Genomic DNA, 25,356 nt, shown 5'->3' with positions numbered 1-25,356 from the left:
TTAATTTACTTCAATTTCATCACAAAATAACCAGGGTTTCTTATTGGGATAATCTCTCCATTCTGGTAATTTACTTTGGTTGGTCGCTTTAACTTTAATATACCTTGCCTTCGTAGATTTTTTAAAATCTAGAGTCAGTCTATGGGTTTGCTTATCATAGTTTTCTATTGGGCTCGGTTGTATCAATTCGCTCATAGGTTGATAAACTTTATGATCAGTTGAAACAGAAATCATAATCTTGTTTGGCAGAAATGCCCAATGTCGTTGATCTTCAAGAAAACCGACTATAACCTGATTTGTGTTTTGAATGCTTCCCAGATCGATCACAACTTCCATGTCATTTCCTAACCATCCTAAATAATTATATTGAAAATTTTGATAGCCTCTCGAACCATCAGTTAATGTCTTGGTTCCTTTAGCCAAAAAATCAGTATTAAATGGAGTTAGCGCTTCAACATTTTTGTTGGTCGCTAAATGCAATAGCGGACCATCATTGAAAATTTTTTTCCATTCAGATTGATAATCGTCAATGGTAAAACCATCTTCAGAAAGCTGCTTGATTCCAAGTTGTTTGGCAGAAGCAATAAATCTTGATACTTTTTGTTCAAAACCAGGCCGCACTTTCCAGTTTTTCCCATTGGCGGTAAAAACTCCATGCTTTTCTAAACCGTAAAAACGGGCTTGCTGGAGAACAGCATATTCTAAAGGTAGCCTTTCAATTAAAATTCTATTCAATATAACCGGATCATTTCTAACCGCTTGTTCTGCCTGATCTAAAATACTACTGTAATGATCAATCTGTTCAGGTGTTAACCAGGTTTTCCACTCAGCAGATGGATCACCGTAAATATCTAAAATTCTATTCGATGATATTAAGTTTTTCTCCAGGTCAGCTACATAGGTTAAGATGTTTGGAGCTGCTTTTCCATAATAACTTGCCAGGAAGTTCTTCTTTTCTGCTTCTATATCTAAAATTGGGTTCCAGCTTAGTTTGGCTAGTAAGTAGGATTTTAAAGCTGTAAACTCACCAGTGGAGGCTTCACTACCTTGTATAAAAACGCCTTTAACATGATTGGTAGCGAAAAATTTCATGTTCTCTTGCAGCGTGTTTAGATTTGGGAATGGACTCACATAATTGGTGAACTGAACAACATAATCCCAAATCATTACATTGTCGCAAATAGTCGACCAACCTTTTAAATCGTTTTTGAAACCATTTGCTCTTGTGTTATTTTCAATAGGTTTCGATCTATCCAAATCAATTGTGGAAAGCATGATGCTAACATTTTTTAAAGGTTTAATTCCCACAGGAGGATGTTTTGAATAGAGATACGCCAAAGTAGAAATGGTTTGATCAGGAAAATTTTTCGCTACTTTGTTTACAAAACTGATTAGTGAGCCTTGTGGTCCGCCGAATTTTTGATCAGTAGCATTACACGCATCGCAGGTACAAAATCCAAAGCCATCATTCTGGCTAACCGACCAATATTTTTTTTCAGGATGAGCGGTGATTTCCTTTTTTAAGTTTTCAACTGTAATGCGATAGACATCAGGATTGCTTAAACACAGTTGAGAGGTTTTTCGATCTCCATTTACCAACGCATAATATTCAGGATGATCGTGGAAATACAGTTTTGCTGGTACCAATTTGTCAAATGTATGTCCCCACAATCCCCATTCATCTTCTAGTAACTGAAGTTTATGCCAGTTCCGGTATTGCTCGTTATATTGATCAGGATAATAAACTTGCCTGAACTTAAACTGTGGTTGTTGTAAATCGTTTATTGCTGAGAGTTTGATATTTGTTTGCTGCGGAATAAATTCGTGGTCAGCAGTATACATTTTACAACCCAGATAATGATCGAGGAAATGATAAACGCCGTATAAAGTTACCTGTTCATTCTGCCCATAAATAAAAATTTTATTTGCAGCTGTTTTAATTAAAAATCCATCATTATCGAATTGCTCATCAGAATGATTACGGTTGGTATTGCCAATAACAATTTCGAATTCTTTGGCCTTTAAATGATCCTGTACAATTGGAAGATCAGCCTTAGAAATTTTATCGATATATGATTTTAATACATCTGCAGCTTTTCGTTCTAGATTTGTAGCCCGTTTGCTAACTATAATCTGATAATTAGATTTGGCATTTTCAACCAAATTTATTTGGGCATAAGATTGATTGAGCATGGCAAATGCAATTATAGTTAAACTTATTTTCCATCCTAAAAATCCCATCATTTTTTAAAATTTATGTTGGAAAGAAATCTGTGCATCAAACTCATTCCTTTTTCTTCCGGGAATGTATTCCTGATTATTCCAGGTGCCGAACAAGCCAAGAATATTTCTTTTCCATAATGTACGCTGGTAACCCAATGTAAAACGAATGGATTCCAGATTTAAGCGTTCGGTGATGGCAAAGTTCCTGCCTCTGTCATCTGGAGAGAAACCATAGCCGGCAATTGCGGTAAAATAATCATCTGCAGATTCGTTGATTAAATATCGGCCAGATAGCACATAAGAGGCTGCCAATCGTTCACCATTTGGTGTAATAAATGTTTTTGCATTTATCCAAAAACTGCCGAAATACTTGCCTAATCCAGCTGTAACACTATAATAATTTAAATAGCTATTTAAATATCTTACACCCATTTCTGCTTCCCAACTTTTGTTGAACGGCAAAAAATAGGAATAAGCAAATTTAAATTTTGGAAAAATGATAGCATTTGAATATGCCAAATTGATGTAAGAATAACCAGTATGATGAGTAGGATAGGATTCGACTTCAAACTGATAACCCTTTGCATCTCTTCGATCTGCATAGTTTACCCTGGCAATTAATGATCCGCCTTTTTCTGTTCGCATGTAATATGCACTGTACAAATTCCAGGGTTTCCTGCCTTCTTGGTCAAAAGCGGTGATTCCATAATTTAAGCCAATTCTATTCTGCCTGGTTAAGGTATACAAATCATCATTGATCATTCTTATTTTTTCATCTTGAGGATATTTTTCAACCAAGGTTTTGGAAAGTTTATAAGCATTTTGATGATCACCATGTTCCTGAACGACACTCAGTTTCTTTAGCTGAAGACTTTGAGGATTATCGTAATATGCAACACCCTCATCAATGTATCGAATTGCATGATTTCTTTCACCTTTAGCAATAGATAAATTGATCAGTTGATTGCGGGAAAACGTATCGGTAGGATAGTTGACTAAAATCTTTTCATAACTTTTGAAAGCGTTCAGAGAATCTTGCTGTTGGAGCTGATCTTTGGCTTTTGAATATAAGATATCTTTATACAAAACTGCGATTTTTGGATCTCCTGGTTTTAGCCTTTTCAGGTTTTCAGCAACCCTTTCGGCTTGATCATATCGCTTCATCATTCTTAATAAATCGGCTTTACTTAATGAAATTTCAGTTTTACCGTTTCGCTCCAGCGTTTCGGCATAAACCAATGCTTTTTCATAGTTCTTTTTCTGAATATTTAAATTGTAAAGTGATGCTAAACTTTCGGTATGATTAGGTTGCTGGGCAACTACCTTTTCATATTCCATTATTGCTTTTTCGATTTCATTCTGCTTCTTATAATCCCTTGCGGCAGTTAGGTGGGCCTCAACATAAAGATTTTTAATGGCAGAATCATCAGGGTATTTTTGTGATAATTTTTGCCATGCCACATCCGCAATATTATAGTCTTTTAGTTCATATAACATGGATACATTCTTTAACTCCATTGATTTTTCTCCAGGATAATATTTTAGATACTGCCCTGCATATTTTAACGATTGAGTTAAATTTTTATCCTGATAACTTAAATTAACAAGATAATTCAGTGCATCCTTTTGATTGGGTTTTTGTTTCAAAACCATGTTCAATTCTTTTTCAGCTTCATCATTTCGGTTAGTTAAAATATATAGCCTTCCTAAAAGTACCCGGATGTCTAAATATCGAGGGCTAATTGCTAATCCTCTCTTAGCCAATTGAATGGCTTTAGGATAGTTTTTATTGATATTCGTTTCCCTAATTGCCTGTTTTAAAAGATCATCTGATGATATTTTTTGGGCAAAGGAAATATTTATATTGAGGCACATTAATAACAGGAGCCCAATTTTAAAAACTTTTGAGCGGTACATATTATAATTTCCTTTGTTCATAATTTGATAATTTGTTGTTTCCATTTTTAAAGCCGCTTCTTGTCATAATTCCCCAGTGCAATTTTCTTCCGGTTAGGAAAAACCAGTTTCCGCGTATAGAAAAGAATAAAACCAAAGGATGGTAAACGAGAGGCTCAATAATCGCTGCTGCGCAGAGCTTTAATACTTCTGATTTTTTCTGGTATTTCATTCCGGTGATTTCGTCCCACAAAACAGAAATAATGGTAATCATCACAGAGAATGAATAAATAAAGACCAGTAAAGCAATAGCATAAGGCCAGGTAATTTGTCCGGTAATGATGATGTAGATGTAATAAATAATGCCGCCAAATTCCAAAATGGGAGCAAGCCATTCGAAAAATACCCAATATGGGAAGGAAACCAAGCCAAAAATCTTGTACTTTGGATTTAGAAATACTTTTTTGTGGAACCAAAGGGTTTGTGCCAAACCTTTAGTCCAACGCGTTCTTTGCTGTGCATAAACACTGAGTGTTGATGGGACTTCTGTCCAGCACATGGATTCAGGAATATACTTTACTTTATATTTCTTTTTATTGTCTTCCATGTAAACCCGCATACGTGTAACCAGTTCCAGATCTTCTCCAAAAGATGCATGACTGTAGCCTCCGGCTTTCAACACAATTTCCTTGTCGAACAACCCCAAACCGCCTGATACGAGCATTAGCCCATTAATTCGAGACCAAGCCATTCTGCCCATTAAAAAGGCCCTAATATATTCCAACTCCTGAAATAAAGGCAAAAACTGTTTGGGTACCTTAACTTTTTTAAGGAATCCATTTTCTACTTCGCATGAGTTGCTGATTCGTATTACCGCACCAGTTGCAATTACACGGGTTTTCTCCTCCACGAAAGGTTTCACCATCTTAAGTAAAGTATCTTTATGCAAAATACAATCGATATCGGTACACAAAAACAGGGGATAAGACGCCGCATTAATCCCTGCGTTGGATGCATCAGCTTTGCTTTTTCCATTTTCCTTATCTATTACCATCAGTTTGGCATAAACCGGATTTGTAGACTTGTAAATTTTCTTTACTGGCTGCGTCACAATTTCCTCATGATACGCAAAATCAACTTCAACCAACTCATACTCATCAATAAGCTGTTGCAAAGAATCATCAGTACTTCCATCATTAATTACAATGACTTCAAATTTTGGATAATTCAAGGATAATAAAGTATGTACGCCATTTCGAATAACTTCTCCCTCGTTGTACGCGGGCGCTATGACCGAAATTCCCGGCGTATATTGTGAAGCCAACAGAGAATCATAACTGATAAAGCTGTTTTTTCGGCGATATTTTAAAATTTCTATGATACTAAATATGATGAGCATGAGATACGTAAACATGACGAAAATTCCGTAGTAGAATATTCCATGTTCAAATGTAAATCTGATGCCTTCTTTAACGTACTCCATGTAGCCTGATTAACGGGTCTTCAAAATGTTTAATAATTGCTTTTTGTTCTTCATCTAAATCTTTAAGGCTGGCTAGAATTTTCTCTTTAAGCGCAGTTGGATGTGACATGATTGCCGCTGCAGCACTTTTGAGAATTGTATAATGATCAGCTTTCAAAAACTTATCTTTTAAAAAATGAAGAGCGCTACCACTTGCGATTTCTCCGAGGGCCAATAAAATCTGAGTTTTATTTGGGTTGCGTTCGGTAGGATATATGGAAATTAGTTTTTGTTCAGCATCTTCCGCATCGAGAACACCTAAAGCGCAGATGGCTTCGCTTCGTAATTGCTCATTCTTGTTAGATAACAGTTTAATTAAGTCAGGAATAGCTTCAAATTGTTTGTAGTGAAGAAGCAGTTTGATACTTAAAATGACTATAGTCTTGTTTTCACTCGAAAGAAAATCGGCAAAATTAGGAACCACCGCATGTTCTGATTTTGTGATGGCGTCGAAGAGTAAAATCTGATGCCAGTTGCTCAGTTCTTCTTCTTCATTTTTAAGAAAATTAAACGAAGAATTGGTTTGAAGTTTTAATAATGCAGCATAGGCTTCAACCCGAACATCTAAATTTTTGTTTACTAATAACGGCTGAATAGTATCAGCAGAATTGTAATCATTAATATCCTGTAATTCTTTAAGACCCTGGGCTTTTGTAAACCAAAAAACACTTTTTAACTTGCTTAATGTGATCTCATTAAGCTTTAAATTAAAATAGGTAGCGGTGATAAGCCGGGTAATGTTACCCGTTAAATTATGCTTAAAATAAATAAGTAGTCGTACCAAAACATTTTGGAATATGACGCTTCTGTTTTTAAATTCATTGAGTTTTTTTACAGTTTCCTGGAGCTCATTTTCTGGCATCTCTTCAATCGAATCGTACATGAGCAAGTGATCATTTAGTTCTTCCAAAATCTGGTTTTCAGCTTCATATGTTTTACGCTGGTCACTTTGCCTCTTAGTTCGATTGTAAATAATATAAGTTAGCGTAAGAAAAATGGCAATAACAGCCAGTATACTTACAATAACAGCTATTTGAATTAGTAGCGGGTAATTGAAGAGGTTTATCTTCAAAATACTTAAACATAGCTTACCCGACAGATCAAAATTGTTCTGCATAAAAGATGATATTTAATAAGGGTTTAAGCCGCTGTTTTATTAAGCTGGATGAGTTGCTTGATTTTAGCCAATACAACATTAATTGAAAACGGTTTTATAATGTAATCTTGAGCGCCAATGGCGAGTACGTCAACAATTACATCATCAGCAGTTAAAGAAGAAAGTACCACAACAGGGGTTTCGTGATTGTATTCTGATTTTTTAATGTTCATAATTAATTCTACACCTGCTACATAAGGCAACATAAGGTCTGTAAGAATTAAATCATACTTGTTTTTTTTGATTTTTTCTACGGCTTGCATTCCATCAAAGGCGACATCAACATCCATATTTTCTTTAGATAATCTAGATTCTAGGAATTTGTTGATCAGGATTTCGCTATCAACGATTAAAACTCTGTCTCTCATATAAATTTAATTTTAGGTAAATGTTTTGAGATCGATAAATAAGATAGACAACTAAAACGTTTTTTCAAAAGCTATGCCTAAAAAATTTAAGAGTGGAACTTTGTAGGTTTAAAAAGTCAATTTGGGCAATTTAAGTAATTGAAAATTAGTTTTTTAGATTAATGGGTTAAACTGTTGATGTTATAGGTACGAAACGGAGCAAGATTCAAAACTGTATAAAATTTAAAACCATCTATCAAATGTCTGTGCGTGCCAATCTTTATAATTATTCTAAATAGCTATGTTAAATAGGATTTTTTTTGCAGTATTTAAATCGTTTAGATCACGAACAACTATTTAATATTGAGATAAGATATTTTGGGTATAATCCTGAAATTTTCTTATATTGATACTTCTAACCAAATATATTATTGTTTATTTTCTATGAAAGTAGATTATATCGCTTTATCTGTACCGGTGTTTTTTATTCTGATCGGGATAGAACTTGCATACAATTTTTATAAAAAGTTTAACTATTACAGATTAAACGATAGCATCTCTAATTTAAGCCAGGGTATAGGACAGCAGCTGACTGGCATTTTTATGAAGACAGCTTTGTTTTTTGGCTATAAATACATTTTCGAACACTGGCGAATATTCGAGATGCCAAAGTCGGTTTGGGTGTGGATTCTTCTTTTTATCGGTGTAGATTTTTTTTATTATTGGTTCCACCGGATGAGTCATCAGGTGAATGCACTTTGGGCAGCACACATTGTACACCATCAATCAGAAGAATATAATTTAACAGTTGCTTTACGCCAAAGTTGGTTTCAGGGCTGGTTTAGTTGGGTTTTTTATTTGCCGTTGGCATTTTTGGGTTTTGATCCAATTATGTTTTTAACTCTAAGTTCTTTTAATACACTATACCAATTCTGGATTCACACCCGAGCCATTAAATCGCTTGGGTTTTTAGAGTATATTTTTAATACACCTTCACATCACCGCGTTCATCACGGCTCAAATCCCAAATACATTGATAAAAACCATGCCGGTACGTTGATCATTTGGGATCGGTTTTTTGGAACTTTTCAAAAAGAAGAAGAAGAGGTTTATTACGGCATCACTAAACCCCTGGCAAGCTGGAATCCTGTTTGGGCAAATTTGCATTACTGGGATGATTTGATTAAAACTGCTAAGAGATCGCCTAAAATCACCGATAAGATTAAGGTTTTTATGAAACCTCCAGGCTGGTTTCCTCAGCATTTGGGCGGGTTCCAACATGCACCGGAAATTGATGAGCAGAATTATAGAAAATACAATCCTGAATATCAATCAAAATTGACTGGATATGTTTTGGTACAATTTATAATTGCATTGGCCGCTGGTTCCATCATATTATTTTCATACACAAAAATGGAGCGCTTATTAGTTATTTCAGGGGCCGCTTTCACATTGTGTACGCTAACTGCATGCGGTGCTCTTTTAGATCGGAAATCATGGCTTGTTAAGTTCGAATATTCTAGATTATTACTTAGTTTCCTATTAATTCTAATGCTAAAACTGCCGGTCGGCTATCAAGTTATATTTGCGGGCATGCAGTTAATATCCGTAATTTGGTTCTTCAATTTGAAAAAGGACAACCCACAACACAATGAAAACTAAATTATTCTCATTTATTTTTGCCGTCGTTTTTATTATTCAACTTTATGCCGAAACCGATGGTAACATTCAATTGCGTAATTTTTCTAAACCACTCATCGCGATTACGCTTTTAGCCTGGCTTTATTTTAGCACCAATCTAAAGGGAAGATTTCATAAACGCATCTTTACAGGTTTATTATTTGCGCTTGCCGGAGATGTTTTTTTGATGTTACAAACCAGTAATAATAGTTTTTTTACTTTCGGATTGATTGCATTTTTACTCTGCCATATCTTTTACATAAGGGCTTTTATTTTAGATCACAAATCGAATCCTGGACTTAAAAACAGTTTTTTTCTATGGGTTGTTGGGGCTTTGATTATATTTTGCGTTGGTTTATTCTTCTATCTCCAGCCGTTTTTAGGAAGCATGCAATTTGCGGTATTACTTTACGCTATTATCATCACATTTATGGCAATAATGGCTGTTAACCGATATGGTAAAGTTAATATTTTTAGCTACAAACTGATTTTATATGGTGCGCTATTTTTTCTCTTATCAGACAGTGCATTGGCCGTAAATAAATTTGCACAACCCATCCCGCAAAGTGGTGTGTTAATTATGGCCTCCTATATGATCGCCCAGTTTCTAATCGTTTATGGAACAGTAGAACGGAAATTATTGGTAACCAGAACGGAGATTTAAACGCTTCAAAGTTTTTTGGAAAGCAATGTTCTGCGGTAATCGGTTGTGATAGTCCTGCTATGTTGCAATCTTTTAAAAACATCCATTCTGCTGGGGTACGAAGTATCTGTTTAATAGCATACAGATGACAGGAACCGCTAAGCTTTTGCTGTTTAAAAGTATTTCCACTTTATCAGGTTTATTAAGTTCAGGATATCGCAAGAAATTTAATATGATATCGGTCATCAGTAAAAAAATCGACAGCTGTGAAGTGGGACGGCACAGCAAATTCGCACTTATTGCCATCTGTTTCAATAAGGGAAAACAACAATTTCTTTAGTTTTTCTTCTGCTCTTTGTCCATTACAGTAAAAACCTGCACTAATCTTTCGCCGTTTTCATCTACCAATGTTAAAGTATGCTTTCCGGGCATCGGGCTGATCGCGAACTGATGATAATTGGTAGTTGTTGCAATGTATTCGTTGTCAATGTGCCAGTATATTTTAGCGTTTTGATTGCGATGTGCTGCATTTAGAACTACTTTTCCTCTTGTTCCATCCAACTCTAATGGGATATAAACCACAGCGGCGTTTTTAGGGTATATCAATTCCATCACATTATTTCCGCCAGAGGTTTCACAACCAGGCATAAACGGAGGCAGACTCCTGTAGTCACTGTTTTTAATTTTATAATAATATTCCATTGCCGGTGGCAAAATAAACCAATTGCTGTGTTGCATGTTGGTCACGCTTTCACACTGATCAGTCACCCGATAGGTTCCGGTTTTATCCAAATGAATCAATTTATGGTAGGGACAAGCCGCGGTTTTTTCGCCTGCAGTTGGTACCATTTCATCGATAATCACCGGACAATTTTCGCCTGCTTTATAGCCACTTTGTTTGCAAACTTTCAGTTTTTTAAGTTTCGTTATCGGAGTTTCGAACCATTTTCCATTAGGTAACAGCTTAAAGATATCGAACAAAACAGGAGCAGCCGCCTCGATACCAACGAGTCCCGGACGACCTTCGCCATCGGCATTACCAACCCAAACACATACCACATAATTCGGAGTTAATCCAATCGCCCAGGCATCGCGAAAGCCGAAACTTGTTCCTGTTTTCCAGGCCACCCGCTGCGACGAGGAAAACTGTTCCCATAAACCTTCATCGCCGGGCCGCATCACTTCTTCCATTGCATTAAATGTTGCCCAGATTGAACCATGATCTAAAAACGAATTTCTTTGATAGTTTTTTTCTTCTTGTTTTTCAGAAGTAAAATAAGAGGCTGGCCTGTAATCTTCAGGGTTGTATAAGCCTTTATAGGTATTAAAATGGTTCAGTGTGCGAACCATACCCATATAAGTATTCGCCAAATCCCACATAGTTACTTCGCTGCCACCCAAAATTAATGATAATCCGTAGTGATCTGCAGGCTGGTTTAATGTGCCAATGCCTATTTTTTTTAGTTTATCATAAAACCGCTCATATTTATACTGTTGCAACATTTTTACTGCCGGAATATTTAATGAGCGACTTAAAGCCTTGTCAGCCGAAATAGCGCCATCATAGCCCAAATCGTAATTTTGAGGAGAATATCCTGCAATCTGAGTCGGAATATCTGGCACTAATGTATGAGGTAAAACAAAACCATCATTAAGCATACTGGCATACAACAATGGCTTAAGCGTACTTCCCGGACTTCTCGGAGCCTTAATCATATCTACATGGCTCTGTAAATCAGTAATTTCTGGTTGATAGACATTTCCAACATAACTTACAACCGAGCCGTTTTTAGCATTTAAAACCAAAGCAGAAATATTGTTAATGTCATTTGCTCTGTAGCGGTTATTGAATCGCTTTAAAATGGAATTAATTTTAATCTGTAAATCTTCATTTAAAGTTGATTTTATTCTGGTTGAATTGATTTCCAGACTTGCTCTTTCGGCTTTAAAACGGTTGAGCAGATGTGGTGCATTTTGCGGCAACGGAAGCGGTTTACCAGGAACAGGTTCAAGTTTAGAAAGATTGGCGGTTGATTGGTCGATATAACCAAGCTTCGCTAATTTGTCCAACAAATCATTCCTTTTTTTAATTAAACGTGTAGCGTTTTTGCCAGGGTGAACCAGTGAGGGACTATTTGGAAGAACAGCTAAAGTTGCCATTTCTCCCCATGAAAGCGTATTGGCATCGCGGCCATAGTAGCGCCAGCTTGCCGCCTCTAAGCCTACCACATTACTACCGAAGGGAGCATTGGCTGCATATAAGCCCAAAATTTCCGCCTTCGAATATTTAACTTCCAATCGCAAGGCCAGCAGCATTTCTAATAATTTCTGCCATATGGTTCGATCTTGCTTTCTAGATAAACGAATGACTTGCATGGTTAACGTACTGCCACCGCTAACAACACTTTTTGCTTTTAAATTTTGCCGCATCGCTCTACTCATCGCCAGAAAATCAATCCCGAAATGATGATAGTAGCGTTTATCCTCAAACGCAATGATGCAATCTTTAAATTTTACCGGAACGCTGTCAGCTACCGGGAAGCGCCATTGACCATCGCTTGCTATAGCTGCACTTAATAGATTTCCATTACTGGCTTCGACTACGAAAGACGTTGGGGATTTAAAGAGCTTTGATGGGAGTAGAAACAGAAACACCAGAAGCAATGCAACGCAGCAAATGTCAGAAATAGGGAATGCTTTTGGTGTATTGTTCATCGATTATTATTTCTTGCCTACGTTTATACACTCAAGAATCATTATAAGATTGCTTCGTACCTCGCCGTGGTGTGTATAACGGTCGTCATTTGCGAGGTAAGAAACAATCTTTATAATTCTCTGTATTAATGATTTTTATCGATTTTAATTAATGTAAAAACTTTATATCCTATCTCACCACCTGAACCCACTTACCACCCTGTGTTGCAGAAATATCATTGTTATACATCGCTTCGCATTGAACAGCTGATAAATAATATCGGCCCGTATAAGAAGCGTTCAATAATACTTTATAAACTAGGCTTTCATTTTCCCTGATATTAAAGTATGTGAAAACCCTATCATCTCTAATATCCTGATAAGTAAATGGTGATGATGCTAGAATACTTTGATTATCATTTACCCTTGTATTGATAATTTCCCAGCCGGATGGGAAGATTTGTGTCAATGCCATTTGCTCGTAATAACCCATTCTTCCCGGATTTTTTACCGTTACTTCAGCATAAAAATCTGTTCCTTGTTTTAAGGTTGTTGGATCTAGAATTGTGCCATTTAAGCGCTTGTAGGTAACGTTCATATCTAAAACATCTGGTCTGTTTGGCAAGAAGTTATTTTGACCTGCTACTGGCTGTCCTTCCAAAACCAAACGGACAAATAGTACTTTGTTTCCGTTATTGGTAACGGATGCCGTGTTGCCTTTAAAGTTTACAGCTGTGCTATTTAGATATTGATTTGAATTCACCGGCGCCGATTTTCCATCCAGCATATACTGGTATTGCAATTTATTTGATGACTGATTCGAACCACAAAACTTCCCGATGGCTAATAAACTGTAAGCTGTTGTCTGTGTACTATACCAGGTATCTTCACCAAGTTTTGCTGCCAAAGGCTGCAATAAACTAGCTGCTTTAGCTTTTTGGCCTAATAGGGTAAGGGTTTCCAGAATCATTGCGCCATCACGAACATCTGATCCATAGGTTCCGCCAAGCTGTTTATAAGGTTGAATGGATGTTTCTAACCCGCTAATCATATTTTGCGCAACGCTGTTTTGTCCTGCCAGTTTATAAGCCGCTGCCAAACGCCATTTTGCCGCCACAGAAAGATATTCAAAGGCTTTCAGGCGGTTCATTGCTGCCATTTCAGGTTTTTTGGCCAAGGCAAGCATGTATAAACGGTAAGCTTGAGATAGATCTCCGCCATAAAAATTATTGCTATTTGGCGCCCAGTTTGCCGCCTTCGTTTTTTGGTAACGCAACAATTCATCTAATAATCCCACAGGTAAGGTGTATCCTGCATTTTGTGCTTCCACCAGGAAATGACCTGCATAATTACTTCCCCATTCATCAGAACTTCCTTCACCTGGCCAATATGATAGTCCACCATCCGTAGTCTGGAAGCCTTTCAAACGTGTAATTCCAGCCTTGATATTTGATTCGGCTTTTGCTTTTTGTTGCTCAGTTAACGGACTCAATCTATCAAGAAACAATTGCGGGAAAACGCTTGAAGTAGTTTGCTCCACACATCCGTGAGGATATTGAATTAGATAACTCAATCGTTTGCCCAGGTTAATTGCAGGAATTGAAGAAACCTCGAGCGACCCACTATTTGTACCGGTCATGCCAATAGGCTGGTAATTCACCGACCACTTGGTATGTGGTTGCACCGTTGCAGAAACTACATTAGTAATATAAGGATTTGGATTTCGGATATCCATTTCCACATCGTAATCTGTTCTTTCGCTGCCACTTTGTGCAATTACTTTCACTTTGGCAATGCCAACTTTGTCAGGTGCTTTCACTTCAAAGTAAGCCATTTGCTCTCCGGTTTTTTGATAGTAAAGCTGCTGTTTATTGGTTCCTTGTAAGATTAAATTATTGGCCTGGAGCTGAACCGAAACATTTTTAAGGTTATTTTCCGTTGCAAAAACCGTAACAGGTAAAGTAAAAGTTTCTCCAGGACCGATTACCCTCGGCAGTGTTGCCAAAACCATTAAAGGCTTTTTAACCTGAACAGATTTTTCGGCAAAGCCATAAGCAGCGTCTTGTCCGGCAACCACCATGGCTCGAACAGCACCAATATATTGTGGTAATTTAAATTTGTGTGTTTTACTTTCGCCTTTGCCTAACGTAAATGGTCCCATAAATTTAACCACTGCTTTGAAACGATTTGCTTTGGCAGGGTTTAAGTTTTTATTGATACTTCCATCTCCACCAATGCTTAGGATGCGTTCCAGGTTACCGCCCCAGGCGCCTAATACGTAATCAAATAGATCCCAGGTTTTTACGCCCAAACCTTCTCGGGCATAGAATGCACCATGAGGATCTGGTGTTTTAAAGCGTGTTAAATCTAATAAGCCTTCATCTACCAAAGCGATGGTATACGTCATCGCCTTGCCGTTTTGCTCAGCAATAGTGATAGAATTTTCCGTTTCAGGTTTGATTTTATCCAACATTTTAATGGTTGGCTTTAAAATCGTTTGAGGGTCTTCGACCGAAATTGGGATCGCACCATACATCCTGATTGGCAAATCGTTAACGGTTTGTGCATGAGGCTGCAACAGCGTAACGTTCGCGAAAACGTTTGGAGCCATTTCTTTTTCTGCCTTAAATTTATATTGTGTTTGCCCAGCCTTAGTATCAACCCAGAAAGTTTTTAAAACCCTGCTTCCGTTTTCAATTGAAATTAACGCTCTTCCATCTTTACCCGTCGGGATGGTCAATGTAATGTCTTCGCCAACCGTAAATTTTTCTTTATTAGCAGTAAATGACAACATGGATGCCTCGGTAGGATTTGCACCTTGCTCACGCTGAGCCCAACCTGGCCAGTCTACATATACTGATTTTCCGGTGACGTGTCCGCCATTTAAATCACGAACAAGGATGAGGTAGCGTCCCCATTCTGGTTCATCAATTCTTAAATTCCAGCTACCTTTACCGTTTGATAAATTAACCTGATGTGTTTCAACCAGTTTATTGTATTGGTTTTGGGTGAAATTTGCATAAGTGTATTGATCATCTTGTTCCCACCACCAACGCCACTGTGTTTTATACACTTCTAACTGAACTGTTTTGCTTCCACTTAACAGTTTTCCATCAGTATTTACATTTACAATTTCAATTTTATGATCTTTTCCGGTTACCAGCCTGCCGCTTAGCTTATCTCCCTTTGCCGGACGAATACCTAAATAGCTGCTGTAAACATGATATGGAATACTGAGATTATCGATGCTGAAATTACCTCCAGGTTCAAAAACCTTTGTGGTAAAGTTTGCTCGCAAAACGCCTGGAGCAGTGTTATTTTCAATGAGGTTGGTATTAATTTGAGCAGTGCCAGCTCCATTTAAAGTTCCTTCGAAAATGGTTTTAACCTGCGACTCAAAACTTACTGTTGGATTATCAAAACTGAAACCCTCGAAACCTTTAAACTTAGTTTCAGTGGTGTTTAAGTTTACATCAACCTTTGCTTTTAAATTTTGTGCCGGCGTACCAAAGAGCCATTTTGCTGATAGGGTAGCAGGTGATGTTCCAGCACTTAGATACGTTCTGTTACCAACGTTAAAATCGATTTTCAAACGGTTTGGCATCACCGTTTCGATTTTTAATGTTTTAGTAAATGTTGCGCCACCGGCTTTTACTTTCGCCATCCAGTTTCCGGTAGGAGCAGTATTTTCTGTTGCCGTTTTGAAACTATAGAATCCGTTAACTGGTCTTCCATTAATTAACCGTTTATAAAGCTGACCTTTTGGATTATAAAATTCCATGGTGACAGGATAATTTGCAGGAAGCTTTTTCAGCTTATCTTCTAAAATAAAGGATACAAATAAACTATCGCCTGGTCGCCACACGCCGCGTTCGCCATATATAAAACCCTTAAGCCCACTCTGCACCACATCTCCGCCAACATCGAAACGGCTTAACGGTAAAGAACTGCCATCATCTAATTTTAAATAACCTCGTTCGGAACCATTTTTGGCAATCAGTAAAAACGGTTGGCGTTTCAAATCAAATCTGGCAAAACCATCTCCATCTGTTTTGGTGGTAAAGATAATTTGCTTTTGGTAATCCATAAGCTCTAAACTTACACCACTCATGGGTTTTGCGGTAAGTAAATCCGTAGCAACAATCAGCATGCTGTTATCGTTGCCGCGTTTCGCAACCAAACCAATATTCGATGCAATTAAATTTCTGCTTGCCCAACGTTGATTGGTGTAAAATGAAGGTGTGCAGGGATTATCTTTATCTGACCAGCGATAGTTTTGAGGATAATAATTATTGTATCGTTGCCAAAAATCATCATCTTCATCAATTTTTTCTCCGTAATAGCCACCTTCTTCATCATAGTAACCTTCTCCATCATCGGTAGCTTTTTCATCATTTGCTTTACAATTGTATGCATTATATTCTTGCCTAAATGCAATCGTTACCCGATACATTGCTCCGGGCTCGGTTCGGATCATCTTATCTAAATCCAATGTAAATCGGTTTTTCTTGTGCAGATTCAAGGCTTTATCCTCATCCAGACGAACTGTTTTCTGCAAAATTGGTTTGGCTACCCTACGCAACTCGTTTGCATCTTTATAACTATTGGTTTGAAAAAACTGAGGAATATTATTTTCGTAGATTTTAATTACAGTAACATCAACAGCCTTTAAATTGATGGCTTCGAAAGGTAAAACCAACTTACCAGAATTTGGCAAAATGGTTCCGCCTCCAGCAATAGTAACAGCAGGAAGTTTATCTTCGAAAACCAGATTAGCAGTTTTTCCTCCTGATAAAGTTTTTCCGTTAATATTTTCTACTCCGCTGTTCACGTTTAAAGTATAGTCGCCCTTTAATTCTTCGGCTGCGTAAACTTTTACCTGGCTGGCGTCAATGGTATAACGTAAATCGCTCAGGTTGCCTAATGAAATCATTCCAGTTAAATCCTGACCAACTCCAATAGGCTCCGAAAATTGCACTAAAGCATAATCTTCTTCACCCTGGATGGCCTTCATATCCAAAATTTCAAATTTATTTAAAGCAGGAATTCTAACATCTTCTTCACCTTTTTGTTCAGCATCGATGGCATCACCATCCCAATCAATTTTTAAAGTCTGGTCAGCGCCTTTCTTTTTTATACTATCTATGGTAAATTTGGAGATGTTTTTTGCAGGGTCATGTTGCCATTTAATTCTTAATTTCTGATCGAAATCAAGCTCGATTATCTTTTCAATTTTTGAGGTTTCCTCTACATCCGCGGTAGCTACTTCTCCAGTGAGTTTCATATAATCAAGGGAAGTATTGTTTTGAGAAACCAGGCCATTTTGAGAAAGCATAACGCCGGGTGTAATTACTTTAAATTCGAAGTCAAAATCCTCCAAACCTTTTTCTGTAGCAGAAACTTCTGATAATTTGAAAGATGCTTCATATTCCTTGCCGGATTTCAAATTCTCGTCAGGTCGAAATTCTACTGTTTGTGGATCTATCCAGTAAGTTTTTCCTGAGATAGAAGGCGAAAAATCGAATAGGTCGCGAGAATCGGGTTTACCTAAATCCTGCATTCCGGTAGCGGCGTTAGCCAGATGCACACGGATGTAACTCTTTTTTGAGATTGTGCCAGAAGTGTAGGCCTCGATATATTTCGCATAAGCCTGATTATCTTCATTCGATTTTTTCTTTCGATTGAAATAAAAAAACAATAAAGCTGCGATCGAAGCCGCTAATAAAACGATAAAAATAAATTTCTTTTTGGATGATGATTTGTAGGTAGAGGGTTGTTCCATTTTTGAAATTCTGATTAGATGTGATTCAAAATAAACTAAAAATCCCGTTAAAATAAACTATGTTGAAAATTAGCCTGTTGTGGGGATTTTGATTTATAATACTAAACCTATTGATTTTCTAATGGATATTTTGCGTTAATGTATATCTGTTTATAGTTTCCTTTTTTTTGCTGGTTCTTATCTATTATTTGTATTTGGCAGGGAAGTGATGCTGATCAAAAATAGCCCAATGAGCAGGTTTTATATTTGTTCCTTTGCAATGATTTGGATAAGTTTACAGATCAATCCCAATTCAACCAGATATGATTAAGAAACTATTGATTTTTTCAAGCCTGATTTTAACAGTTAATATTGGTTTTGCGCAACAGACAGATGTAGCGGAAGCAGTAAACCGGCTAACTAAGCTGATGATCTCTCCGGATAGTTTAGCGCTGAACAAGTTGGTATTGAATGATTTAAGTTATGGGCACTCGAGTGGTAAAGTAGAAACCAAGCAGGAGTTTATGCATGCATTGCTTTCTGGGGCTTCAGATTTTGTTGATATCAACTTAACTGATCAAAAGATCATCGTTCAAAATAAAACAGCTTTGGTGCGCCACACCTTAAATGCAAAAACAAATGATAAGAATATTCCTGGCACTGTAAAGTTACATGTTTTGCTAATTTGGAGTAAGGAAAAAGCTGGATGGAAGTTGTTGGGAAGACAGGCGGTTAAAGTGCTTTAATTGTGTTGTACTTTTTGTGTTCTACGTTTCCAAACTTATACACTACTTTATCATAACTCCAGGCCGGTTAACCAATGGAATTTTTATCAAATTGGAGTCAATAATACTTTCAGGAAGAAAGATGAATTTTTTGTCATAAATGGTAGAACCAATATAATAGCTTAACCAGTATTCATTTGTTAGGCCGAAAACTTCAGGGTCAATAGCCTCAACGCCTTTAAAATCATTGGCTTCCATATCGCCAATGAAATGTCTTAAAACAGATGTTTTAACTTGTTTGCCATCTTTCTCGCCATAACCTTTTGAACTAATTAAAACGTTTGTAATTGGCTCATTTTTTAGGTTGACTAGGTAAACCGTCCAGTTTTTCACTTCAGGAGTTTCACTCATGAGCACAACAGCCATTCCGATATCTTCTACGGTATTTTCTGGTAAATCTGCTTTCATTTTGACAGGGATAAAAGAGCAAAAAATAAGGATGATGAATTTCGATTTTTAAACAATAAACCTTAAATCCTTATTCGTTGTTCAAAATTACTTCTTCTTGGCTACAGCCTTTTTCGCTGCCGGTGCTTTCTTTTTTGCAGGCGCTTTTTTCTTTGTTTCAAAAGCATTCGGCACTTGCTCAACAATCATCTTTTTGATTACTTCCAAATCAACATCAGCCAACTCTTCAGCGGTATATTTTTGCTTTGTTACCTCGTTATTTCTCAACTTCAGCATCAATTTACCGAAACGAATAAAAGGTCCCCAACGGCCATTTTCAATTGAAATTTTTTCCGCATCCCAAACTTTAATGAATCGGTTAGCTTCTTTCTCCACTTTTTTACCAATCAAAGTCTCAATATCTGATTGTGTCAAATTATCGAAATCGTAACCCTTTGCCGGGATATTTATAAATAAATCGTTCCATTTAATAAACGGACCGAAACGTCCTTTTCCTTTCGTTACACCCAAACCTTCGTAATAGGCAATAGGCGCATCCGCATCCATTTTTTCTTGTATAATCTGAACTGCCCGTTCATAAGTTACCGAAAGTGGCTCTTCATTTTTAGGAAGTGAGATAAAGGCTTCTCCCCATTTCACATACGGGCCAAACCGGCCCACGCCAACCATTACTTCTTTGCCTTCAAAATCCGGCAGTTGCATCGGCAGCTTGAACAGTTCCAAAGCATCATCTAACTGAATAGTAGCAACCGATTGATTACGCATTAAACTTGCATAACGCGGTTTTTCTTCCTCATCGAGCTCACCAATTTGAACCAGCGGACCGAATTTACCAACTTTTGTATATACGTTTTTACCAGAAGCAGGGTCAACACCGAGCAAACGTTCGCCAGTAGCACGTTCTGCGGTTTCAAGAGTTGTTTCTACCTCAGTGTGGAAAGGGCTATAAAATGAGTGTAGCATTTTAGTCCACTCTTGCAAACCTTGCGCAATCTCATCAAATTCTTTTTCCACCTTCGCAGTGAAATTAAAGTCAACGATTCCTTTAAAATGTTCAACCAGGAAATCATTCACCACTTCGCCGATATCTGTTGGGAAAAGTTTTTGCTTTTCAGCACCTGTAATTTCTGATTTTGTGTTTTTTGTAACCTTTCCATCAGCTAAAATGATCGCTGTAAATTGGCGTTGTTTACCATCTCTATCTTCCTTAACAACATAGCCACGATTTTGAACCGTAGAAATGGTTGGGGCATAAGTAGATGGACGTCCAATGCCCAATTCTTCTAATTTTTTAACTAAGCTGGCTTCTGTATATCTTGCCGGCGGACGAGAGTAGCGCTCCGTAGCCTGCATTTCTTTTAAAAATAATTCTTGTCCCTTGGCTAATGGAGGCAAAATAGAACCGCCTTCTTTTTCATCACCTTCTTCATCATCAGTAGATTCTAAATAGACCTTTAAAAAACCGTCAAATTTTAATACTTCACCTTCAGCAACTAAATACTCTTTTCGTGTTGAAGCGGTAATCTGTGCAGTTGTTTTTTCAAATAGAGCCTCGCTCATTTGTGAGGCAATTGAACGTTTCCAGATCAGGTCATATAAACGTCTTTCCGAAATATCCCCGTCAACCGTGTGGCGATCAAAATAAGTAGGGCGGATGGCCTCGTGAGCCTCCTGAGCACCAGCCGATTTTGTTCTATAAACCCTCTGCTGGTGATATTTCTCTCCGTATGCTGATTTAATTTCGGCAGCAGCAGCAGTTAAAGCGGTTTCCGATAAGTTTACCGAATCGGTTCTCATATAGGTAATTTTACCGGCTTCGTATAAGCGTTGTGCAACCTGCATGGTTCTCGCCACCGGAAAACCTAATTTCCTTGAGGCTTCCTGTTGCAAGGTAGAAGTGGTAAAGGGTGCCGCCGGATTGCGTTTCGCAGGTTTGGTTTCTAGACTGGTGATGTCAAACTTGGCATTTGAACAATCCTGTAAAAATTTCTCGGCATCAGCTTCGCTTTCAAAACGATGAGGCAATTCTGCTTTTACAATCTCTTTACCTTTACCTGTAGAAAATTGTGCCGTGATTTTATAGGCAGCAGCTGCATTAAAGTTTTGTACTTCTCTTTCTCTATCAACAATTAAGCGCACTGCAACAGATTGTACACGACCAGCAGAAAGCGATGGTTTAACTTTTTTCCACAATACGGGTGAAAGTTCAAAACCCACTAACCGATCTAAAACCCGGCGAGCCTGTTGTGCATTAACCAGGTTGTAATCAATACTTCGTGGACTATCAATCGCCTTTAATATGGCAGGTTTCGTAATTTCATGAAAAACAATACGTTTGGTTTTCTCTTGTTTTAAGCCAAGCGTTTCAAACAAATGCCAGGAAATGGCTTCTCCCTCACGGTCCTCATCGGATGCTAGCCAAACCATTTCGGCTTCCTTTGCAAGTTTTTTTAATTCAGCTACGAGCGCTTTCTTATCTGCCGGAACTTCGTATTTCTGTGCGAAATCATTCGCAATATCAATCGCCATATCGCCTTTAGCCAAATCCCGAATATGGCCATAGCTCGATTTCACAAGGAAATCTTTGCCTAGATAGCCTTCTATAGTTTTAGCTTTTGCGGGTGACTCTACGATTAATAAATTTTTGGCCATGAAATAACGATTTTGTGCAAATAAAGCTATAATTAAAGTATAAAACCAAACGTGAACAGAATTTTATACAAATTTTTTTTCAAAATCTCGTCAAATTAGATGCGGTTTTGATGCCTTAATCTGTATTTTTTATAGTTCTTAAATTTTTGGAAAGCAATTTCAATGGTTTTAATTTCAGGCTTTGTCCCGCCCTATGTTTCAAATCCTCAACCTCGTACCTCGGTTTCCGGGTTTTTCACGCGGTCGGGTTTAGGTGGCCAGTGTAGTTAGGTTACAACAGCTGCAAGGCGTCTACCTATATAACCACTAAAAACGAAAACGCTTATTCGTTACAAGTTCGAATAACTGCTTTTGAAAAACTGCATGGGGTAAACTAAACCCGATTGTACGGATGCCATTTTTCATGGCAGGAGGGAAAGCGGGGCTATGATTGCCGATGCAGATATTGCGTTCGTTTCCTAATATCAATACTTTAATGAGCTATTCATCATTTTAGCATTTAATTTACAATCAAAACCTGTGGAGAAAACTATTTGTGCATATATTCGTATATAAAAAGAAAAAACAATGATCAGCACAATTTTAATTCTATTAAATTTTTTGATGCCTACGCCGCCAAAAAATGTTTACGATTTTAGCTTTAAAACTATCGATGGTAAAGAGGTAAAACTTTCGAAGTTTAAAGGGAAGAAAATTTTAATCGTTAATACTGCCTCTAAGTGTGGCTACACGCCACAGTACGAAGATTTGGAGAAACTTCAAAAACAATACGGCAAAAAGGTAGTGTTAATAGGGTTTCCAGCCGGAAATTTCGGCGGACAGGAGTTTTCTACTAATGCAGAGATTAAGGAATTTTGCACAGGAAAGTACAACGTATCTTTTTTATTAGCAGAAAAAAGCAGCGTTAAAGGTGATGATATCAGTCCTTTATTTAAATACTTAACTTCGCAAACCAATACCGAAGAACAAGGTGATATTAAATGGAACTTTGAAAAGTTTTTAATCAACGAAAAAGGGGAGTTGGTGCATCGCTTTCGCTCAAAAACAAAGCCGATGGATGAAGCAATTGTAAAGAATCTATAAATAGGCTGGAAGATGCGAGATGTAAAATGGAATAATTTTCTCTTGCATTTTCAAAAGCAAAAAAGGTAAGATGAATTGGATTTATTTTCAATTCATTTTACCTTTTTTTTTAAATTGAGATTTCGTGAGTATGGATGCCTAAGATTTTTTTAAATCCTGTCATCCAATTTACATCATCTTTTTCACATCTTCAGTTAGTTTTTCTCTAAAACAGTTTTCCAAACCACAGCGCTTAAAACTGCGCCAACAACCGGCGCTACGGCAAACAGCCAGATTTGTTTGATGGCTTCGCCGCCTGCTAAAACCGCAGGACCTATACTACGTGCCGGGTTCACAGAAACACCTGTAATTTTAATTCCAACAATATGGATCAGTACCAATGAAAGGCCAATGGCTAAACCAGCGAAACCACCGTTGATGTTTTTTGTTGAGGTAGCACCAAAAATTACCAGTAGGAAGATAAATGTAAAAACTGCTTCAGCAACAAAAGCTGCAGTAGAATTGTATTCTGCTAAGTAACCTTTGCCCCAGCCGTTAGAGCCTAAAGCCCATTCTTTCATCTCGAAGTTTTCCTGGTTACTTACGATTAAATAAAGTAAGCCCGCTCCTGCAATTGCGCCTAAAACCTGAGCAACAACATAATAAGCTGCCTCGCCAGCTTTCATTCTTCCGGCCACAACCATACCAATTGAAATTGCAGGGTTAATATGGCAACCCGAAATGTGACCTATTGCATAAGCCATTGCCACAACAGATAAACCAAAGGCAAAAGAAATTCCCAGTAAACCTACACCGGTTGTACCATTGTCACCGGCAATTACTGCGCTACCGCAACCCATTAAAACTAATACTAACGTGCCCAGAAATTCGGCACTGAATTTTGAGAATTTACTCGTCTCCATGTTATTTTTTATTAAAGATTAAAAAACAATAGGGGGAGATTTGCTGCAAATGTAAATGAAATATTACAATTTAAAAAGTCGGCATTTATTAACAAGAAACTGTTCAGCTCGAAAACTTGATGGAAAAAGAAAGGGGCTTAAACCTTAAGCCCCAAATAAACCAAACAAACTATTTATGAAGTAATTATATAACCAACATCTTCAAAAAATGTTTGAAAATATTTTACCGTTTAGCAATTTTCTTAATAATAAATATCTAGAAGAGGTTTAATTGATCTGGCTGATACGATGCAGGATCGAACTGATAAGTAGGGATTGCTGTGCTACTTTTACTTACATAGAACACCTCGGTCTCCTGGTATCGCGAAGCTACTTTAACAAAAGTATCGCCGGCTACATTTTTGAAAATACTTTCAACTAAGTCAGGGTCATTATTATCTTTCGATAAATGACTCAGCAACAAATGACTCATAAATGCAGGTTTGTGATTTTGGAAAAGTTCCAAAGCCTGTGTATTACTCAAATGCCCGTGTCCGCTGGTTATCCTTCTTTTTAAAAAGTATGGATAACTGCCATTGGCTAACATTTGTGTACAATAATTTGCCTCTAAAAATGCAGCGTGGCAGGTTTTGAATTGGTTGATTAACCGGTCGCAAACCGAACCAATATCTGTAAAAACACCTACTTTAACGTTATTACATTCAACCGTAAAACTATAAGGATCTGCAGCATCGTGGAATTTAGAAAAAGCAAAAATGTTAAGACTTCCTATTTTGATTTGCTGTGAGTGCGAGATCGGAAAAATGTTTTCTTCGTTTAATATGAGTCTGCTGCTTTTGTATGTTGGTGTGCTAATGTAAACCGGTAAGTGATGTTTCTTTGCGAAAACACTCAAACCCTTAATATGATCGCTGTGTTCATGAGAAATGAAAATCGCTTTGATTTTATCGATCGATAATCCTAATCGGTTAACTCTCAGTTCAACTTCTTTGCAAGTTAACCCAACATCAATTAAAATCGCCTCGTTTTCGTTGCCAACATAGTAACAGTTACCGTTACTTCCCGAGTTTATTGATGTAAAATATAATGCCATTTTGAAACCGCAAGTTACGGCTAATTTACATAATGATAAAGTAAATTAAACCTTAGTGCCGTTATATTCCACCAACCGCGAAAGTAAAGGTAGAAATGCCTGAATGAGTGCAATCTCTTCTGCTGAGAATATTTTTTCCATCGTTTGTACGAGCCATTCTTCTTTGATTTTTCTACTGGCTATAATATGTTTTTCTCCAAGTTTGGTTAAACTGATAAAAACTTTTCTCTTGTCGTCTTCACTCGGTTGTCGCTCAACACATTTTGCCTCAACTAACCGATTGATGATTTGAGAAATTGCCTGTTTGGAAACCCGCTCCATTTCAGCCAGTTCAGTGGAAAGTAACATGCCATGCTGTTCTAATAATGACATCGTGAGTAATTCTGCGTTGCTAAATTCAGAGCTCACATTCTGTTTTCGCAACTGCCGGGTAAGGCGTGTTACGGTACTTCTTAATTTTGCAGCAATTTCCTGAGTTGATGTTGGCATTTCTTTAGTAAATAAACTTTAC

Annotated in this window: 16 protein-coding genes; 4 read left to right on the top strand and 12 right to left on the bottom strand. The window is 37.4% G+C overall.

Annotated elements, in window-relative coordinates; translation table 11 throughout:
- From EA772_RS18975 to EA772_RS18955, 5 genes are read right to left on the bottom strand one after another with little or no spacing between them, the layout of a single operon-like run.
- The gene (locus EA772_RS18975; protein ID WP_124914538.1) at positions 1–2,244 is read right to left on the bottom strand and encodes a DUF4838 domain-containing protein; all 2,244 of its coding nucleotides are present in this window, start codon (positions 2,242–2,244) and stop codon (positions 1–3) included.
- A gap of 3 nt (positions 2,245–2,247) precedes the next feature.
- A complete protein-coding gene (locus EA772_RS18970) occupies positions 2,248–4,185 on the bottom strand; it encodes a YaiO family outer membrane beta-barrel protein (protein ID WP_124914537.1) in 1,938 nt (645 codons plus the stop codon).
- Positions 4,142–5,602: a glycosyltransferase gene (locus tag EA772_RS18965; protein ID WP_124914536.1), complete on the bottom strand. Its 1,461-nt coding sequence runs from the start codon at positions 5,600–5,602 to the stop codon at positions 4,142–4,144. Before EA772_RS18965 ends, EA772_RS18970 begins: the two co-directional genes overlap by 44 nt.
- Positions 5,589–6,758, bottom strand: coding sequence for a HEAT repeat domain-containing protein (locus tag EA772_RS18960; RefSeq protein ID WP_124914535.1), 1,170 nt, complete (start codon positions 6,756–6,758; stop codon positions 5,589–5,591). The genes EA772_RS18965 and EA772_RS18960 overlap by 14 nt, the downstream gene beginning before the upstream one ends.
- 23 nt (positions 6,759–6,781) lie before the next feature.
- On the bottom strand, positions 6,782–7,165 hold the full coding sequence (locus EA772_RS18955; RefSeq protein WP_010602578.1) for a response regulator transcription factor: 384 nt from the start codon (positions 7,163–7,165) through the stop codon (positions 6,782–6,784).
- A 423-nt stretch (positions 7,166–7,588) separates the two neighbouring features.
- Here EA772_RS18955 and EA772_RS18950 point away from each other — a divergent pair, with 423 nt between their 5' ends.
- Positions 7,589–8,806, top strand: coding sequence for a sterol desaturase family protein (locus tag EA772_RS18950; RefSeq protein WP_124914534.1), 1,218 nt, complete (start codon positions 7,589–7,591; stop codon positions 8,804–8,806).
- The gene (locus EA772_RS18945) at positions 8,796–9,488 is read left to right on the top strand and encodes a lysoplasmalogenase (protein WP_124914533.1); all 693 of its coding nucleotides are present in this window, start codon (positions 8,796–8,798) and stop codon (positions 9,486–9,488) included. Before EA772_RS18950 ends, EA772_RS18945 begins: the two co-directional genes overlap by 11 nt.
- A gap of 315 nt (positions 9,489–9,803) precedes the next feature.
- On the opposite strand, the gene pbpC is transcribed toward EA772_RS18945, so the two are convergent.
- Together pbpC and EA772_RS18935 are read right to left on the bottom strand one after the other, a co-directional pair.
- Positions 9,804–12,182: a penicillin-binding protein 1C gene (gene pbpC / locus EA772_RS18940; protein ID WP_124914532.1), complete on the bottom strand. Its 2,379-nt coding sequence runs from the start codon at positions 12,180–12,182 to the stop codon at positions 9,804–9,806.
- A 169-nt stretch (positions 12,183–12,351) separates the two neighbouring features.
- The gene (locus EA772_RS18935) at positions 12,352–17,943 is read right to left on the bottom strand and encodes an alpha-2-macroglobulin (protein WP_124914531.1); all 5,592 of its coding nucleotides are present in this window, start codon (positions 17,941–17,943) and stop codon (positions 12,352–12,354) included.
- A 302-nt stretch (positions 17,944–18,245) separates the two neighbouring features.
- Between EA772_RS18935 and EA772_RS18930 the strand changes: the two genes are divergently transcribed.
- Positions 18,246–18,668 (top strand): nuclear transport factor 2 family protein, encoded by a 423-nt coding sequence (locus EA772_RS18930; protein ID WP_010602289.1) that lies wholly within the window; start codon positions 18,246–18,248, stop codon positions 18,666–18,668.
- A gap of 42 nt (positions 18,669–18,710) precedes the next feature.
- On the opposite strand, the gene EA772_RS18925 is transcribed toward EA772_RS18930, so the two are convergent.
- Both EA772_RS18925 and topA read right to left on the bottom strand, forming a co-directional pair.
- Positions 18,711–19,115 carry a hypothetical protein gene (locus tag EA772_RS18925; protein ID WP_124914530.1) on the bottom strand — a complete coding sequence of 135 codons (405 nt, stop codon included), beginning with the start codon at positions 19,113–19,115 and terminating at the stop codon, positions 18,711–18,713.
- An 87-nt stretch (positions 19,116–19,202) separates the two neighbouring features.
- Positions 19,203–21,767 (bottom strand): type I DNA topoisomerase, encoded by a 2,565-nt coding sequence (topA, locus tag EA772_RS18920; protein WP_124914529.1) that lies wholly within the window; start codon positions 21,765–21,767, stop codon positions 19,203–19,205.
- 603 nt (positions 21,768–22,370) lie between these two features.
- Here topA and EA772_RS18915 point away from each other — a divergent pair.
- The gene (locus EA772_RS18915) at positions 22,371–22,850 is read left to right on the top strand and encodes a glutathione peroxidase (protein WP_246833992.1); all 480 of its coding nucleotides are present in this window, start codon (positions 22,371–22,373) and stop codon (positions 22,848–22,850) included.
- A 194-nt stretch (positions 22,851–23,044) separates the two neighbouring features.
- Here the strand turns inward: EA772_RS18915 and aqpZ are convergent, their stop codons facing one another.
- From aqpZ to EA772_RS18900, 3 genes are all read right to left on the bottom strand, one after another.
- Positions 23,045–23,752, bottom strand: coding sequence for an aquaporin Z (aqpZ, locus tag EA772_RS18910; protein ID WP_124914528.1), 708 nt, complete (start codon positions 23,750–23,752; stop codon positions 23,045–23,047).
- 256 nt (positions 23,753–24,008) lie between these two features.
- Complete coding sequence (locus tag EA772_RS18905; RefSeq protein ID WP_124914527.1) at positions 24,009–24,845, bottom strand: MBL fold metallo-hydrolase; 837 nt, start codon at positions 24,843–24,845, stop codon at positions 24,009–24,011.
- A gap of 45 nt (positions 24,846–24,890) precedes the next feature.
- Positions 24,891–25,334: a MarR family winged helix-turn-helix transcriptional regulator gene (locus EA772_RS18900; protein ID WP_116168028.1), complete on the bottom strand. Its 444-nt coding sequence runs from the start codon at positions 25,332–25,334 to the stop codon at positions 24,891–24,893.
- Positions 25,335–25,356: the final 22 nt, after the last annotated feature.

It is taken from the genome of Pedobacter sp. G11 (assembly GCF_003860265.1).
GTDB lineage: Bacteria > Bacteroidota > Bacteroidia > Sphingobacteriales > Sphingobacteriaceae > Pedobacter > Pedobacter agri.
The sequence above is the reverse complement of the archived record's forward strand: the minus strand, read 5'-3'. Positions and strand labels throughout refer to the sequence as shown.

Excerpts from the sequence above, each read along its gene's own strand:
- EA772_RS18975 (WP_124914538.1), bottom strand. The coding sequence starts at position 2,244 with ATGATGGGATTTTTAGGATGGAAAATAAGTTTAACTATAATTGCATTT.
- EA772_RS18970 (WP_124914537.1), bottom strand. The coding sequence starts at position 4,185 with ATGGAAACAACAAATTATCAAATTATGAACAAAGGAAATTATAATATG.
- EA772_RS18965 (WP_124914536.1), bottom strand. The coding sequence starts at position 5,602 with ATGGAGTACGTTAAAGAAGGCATCAGATTTACATTTGAACATGGAATA.
- EA772_RS18960 (WP_124914535.1), bottom strand. The coding sequence starts at position 6,758 with ATGCAGAACAATTTTGATCTGTCGGGTAAGCTATGTTTAAGTATTTTG.
- EA772_RS18955 (WP_010602578.1), bottom strand. The coding sequence starts at position 7,165 with ATGAGAGACAGAGTTTTAATCGTTGATAGCGAAATCCTGATCAACAAA.
- EA772_RS18950 (WP_124914534.1), top strand. The coding sequence starts at position 7,589 with ATGAAAGTAGATTATATCGCTTTATCTGTACCGGTGTTTTTTATTCTG.
- EA772_RS18945 (WP_124914533.1), top strand. The coding sequence starts at position 8,796 with ATGAAAACTAAATTATTCTCATTTATTTTTGCCGTCGTTTTTATTATT.
- pbpC (WP_124914532.1), bottom strand. The coding sequence starts at position 12,182 with ATGAACAATACACCAAAAGCATTCCCTATTTCTGACATTTGCTGCGTT.
- EA772_RS18935 (WP_124914531.1), bottom strand. The coding sequence starts at position 17,943 with ATGGAACAACCCTCTACCTACAAATCATCATCCAAAAAGAAATTTATT.
- EA772_RS18930 (WP_010602289.1), top strand. The coding sequence starts at position 18,246 with ATGATTAAGAAACTATTGATTTTTTCAAGCCTGATTTTAACAGTTAAT.
- EA772_RS18925 (WP_124914530.1), bottom strand. The coding sequence starts at position 19,115 with ATGAAAGCAGATTTACCAGAAAATACCGTAGAAGATATCGGAATGGCT.
- topA (WP_124914529.1), bottom strand. The coding sequence starts at position 21,767 with ATGGCCAAAAATTTATTAATCGTAGAGTCACCCGCAAAAGCTAAAACT.
- EA772_RS18915 (WP_246833992.1), top strand. The coding sequence starts at position 22,371 with ATGCCTACGCCGCCAAAAAATGTTTACGATTTTAGCTTTAAAACTATC.
- aqpZ (WP_124914528.1), bottom strand. The coding sequence starts at position 23,752 with ATGGAGACGAGTAAATTCTCAAAATTCAGTGCCGAATTTCTGGGCACG.
- EA772_RS18905 (WP_124914527.1), bottom strand. The coding sequence starts at position 24,845 with ATGGCATTATATTTTACATCAATAAACTCGGGAAGTAACGGTAACTGT.
- EA772_RS18900 (WP_116168028.1), bottom strand. The coding sequence starts at position 25,334 with ATGCCAACATCAACTCAGGAAATTGCTGCAAAATTAAGAAGTACCGTA.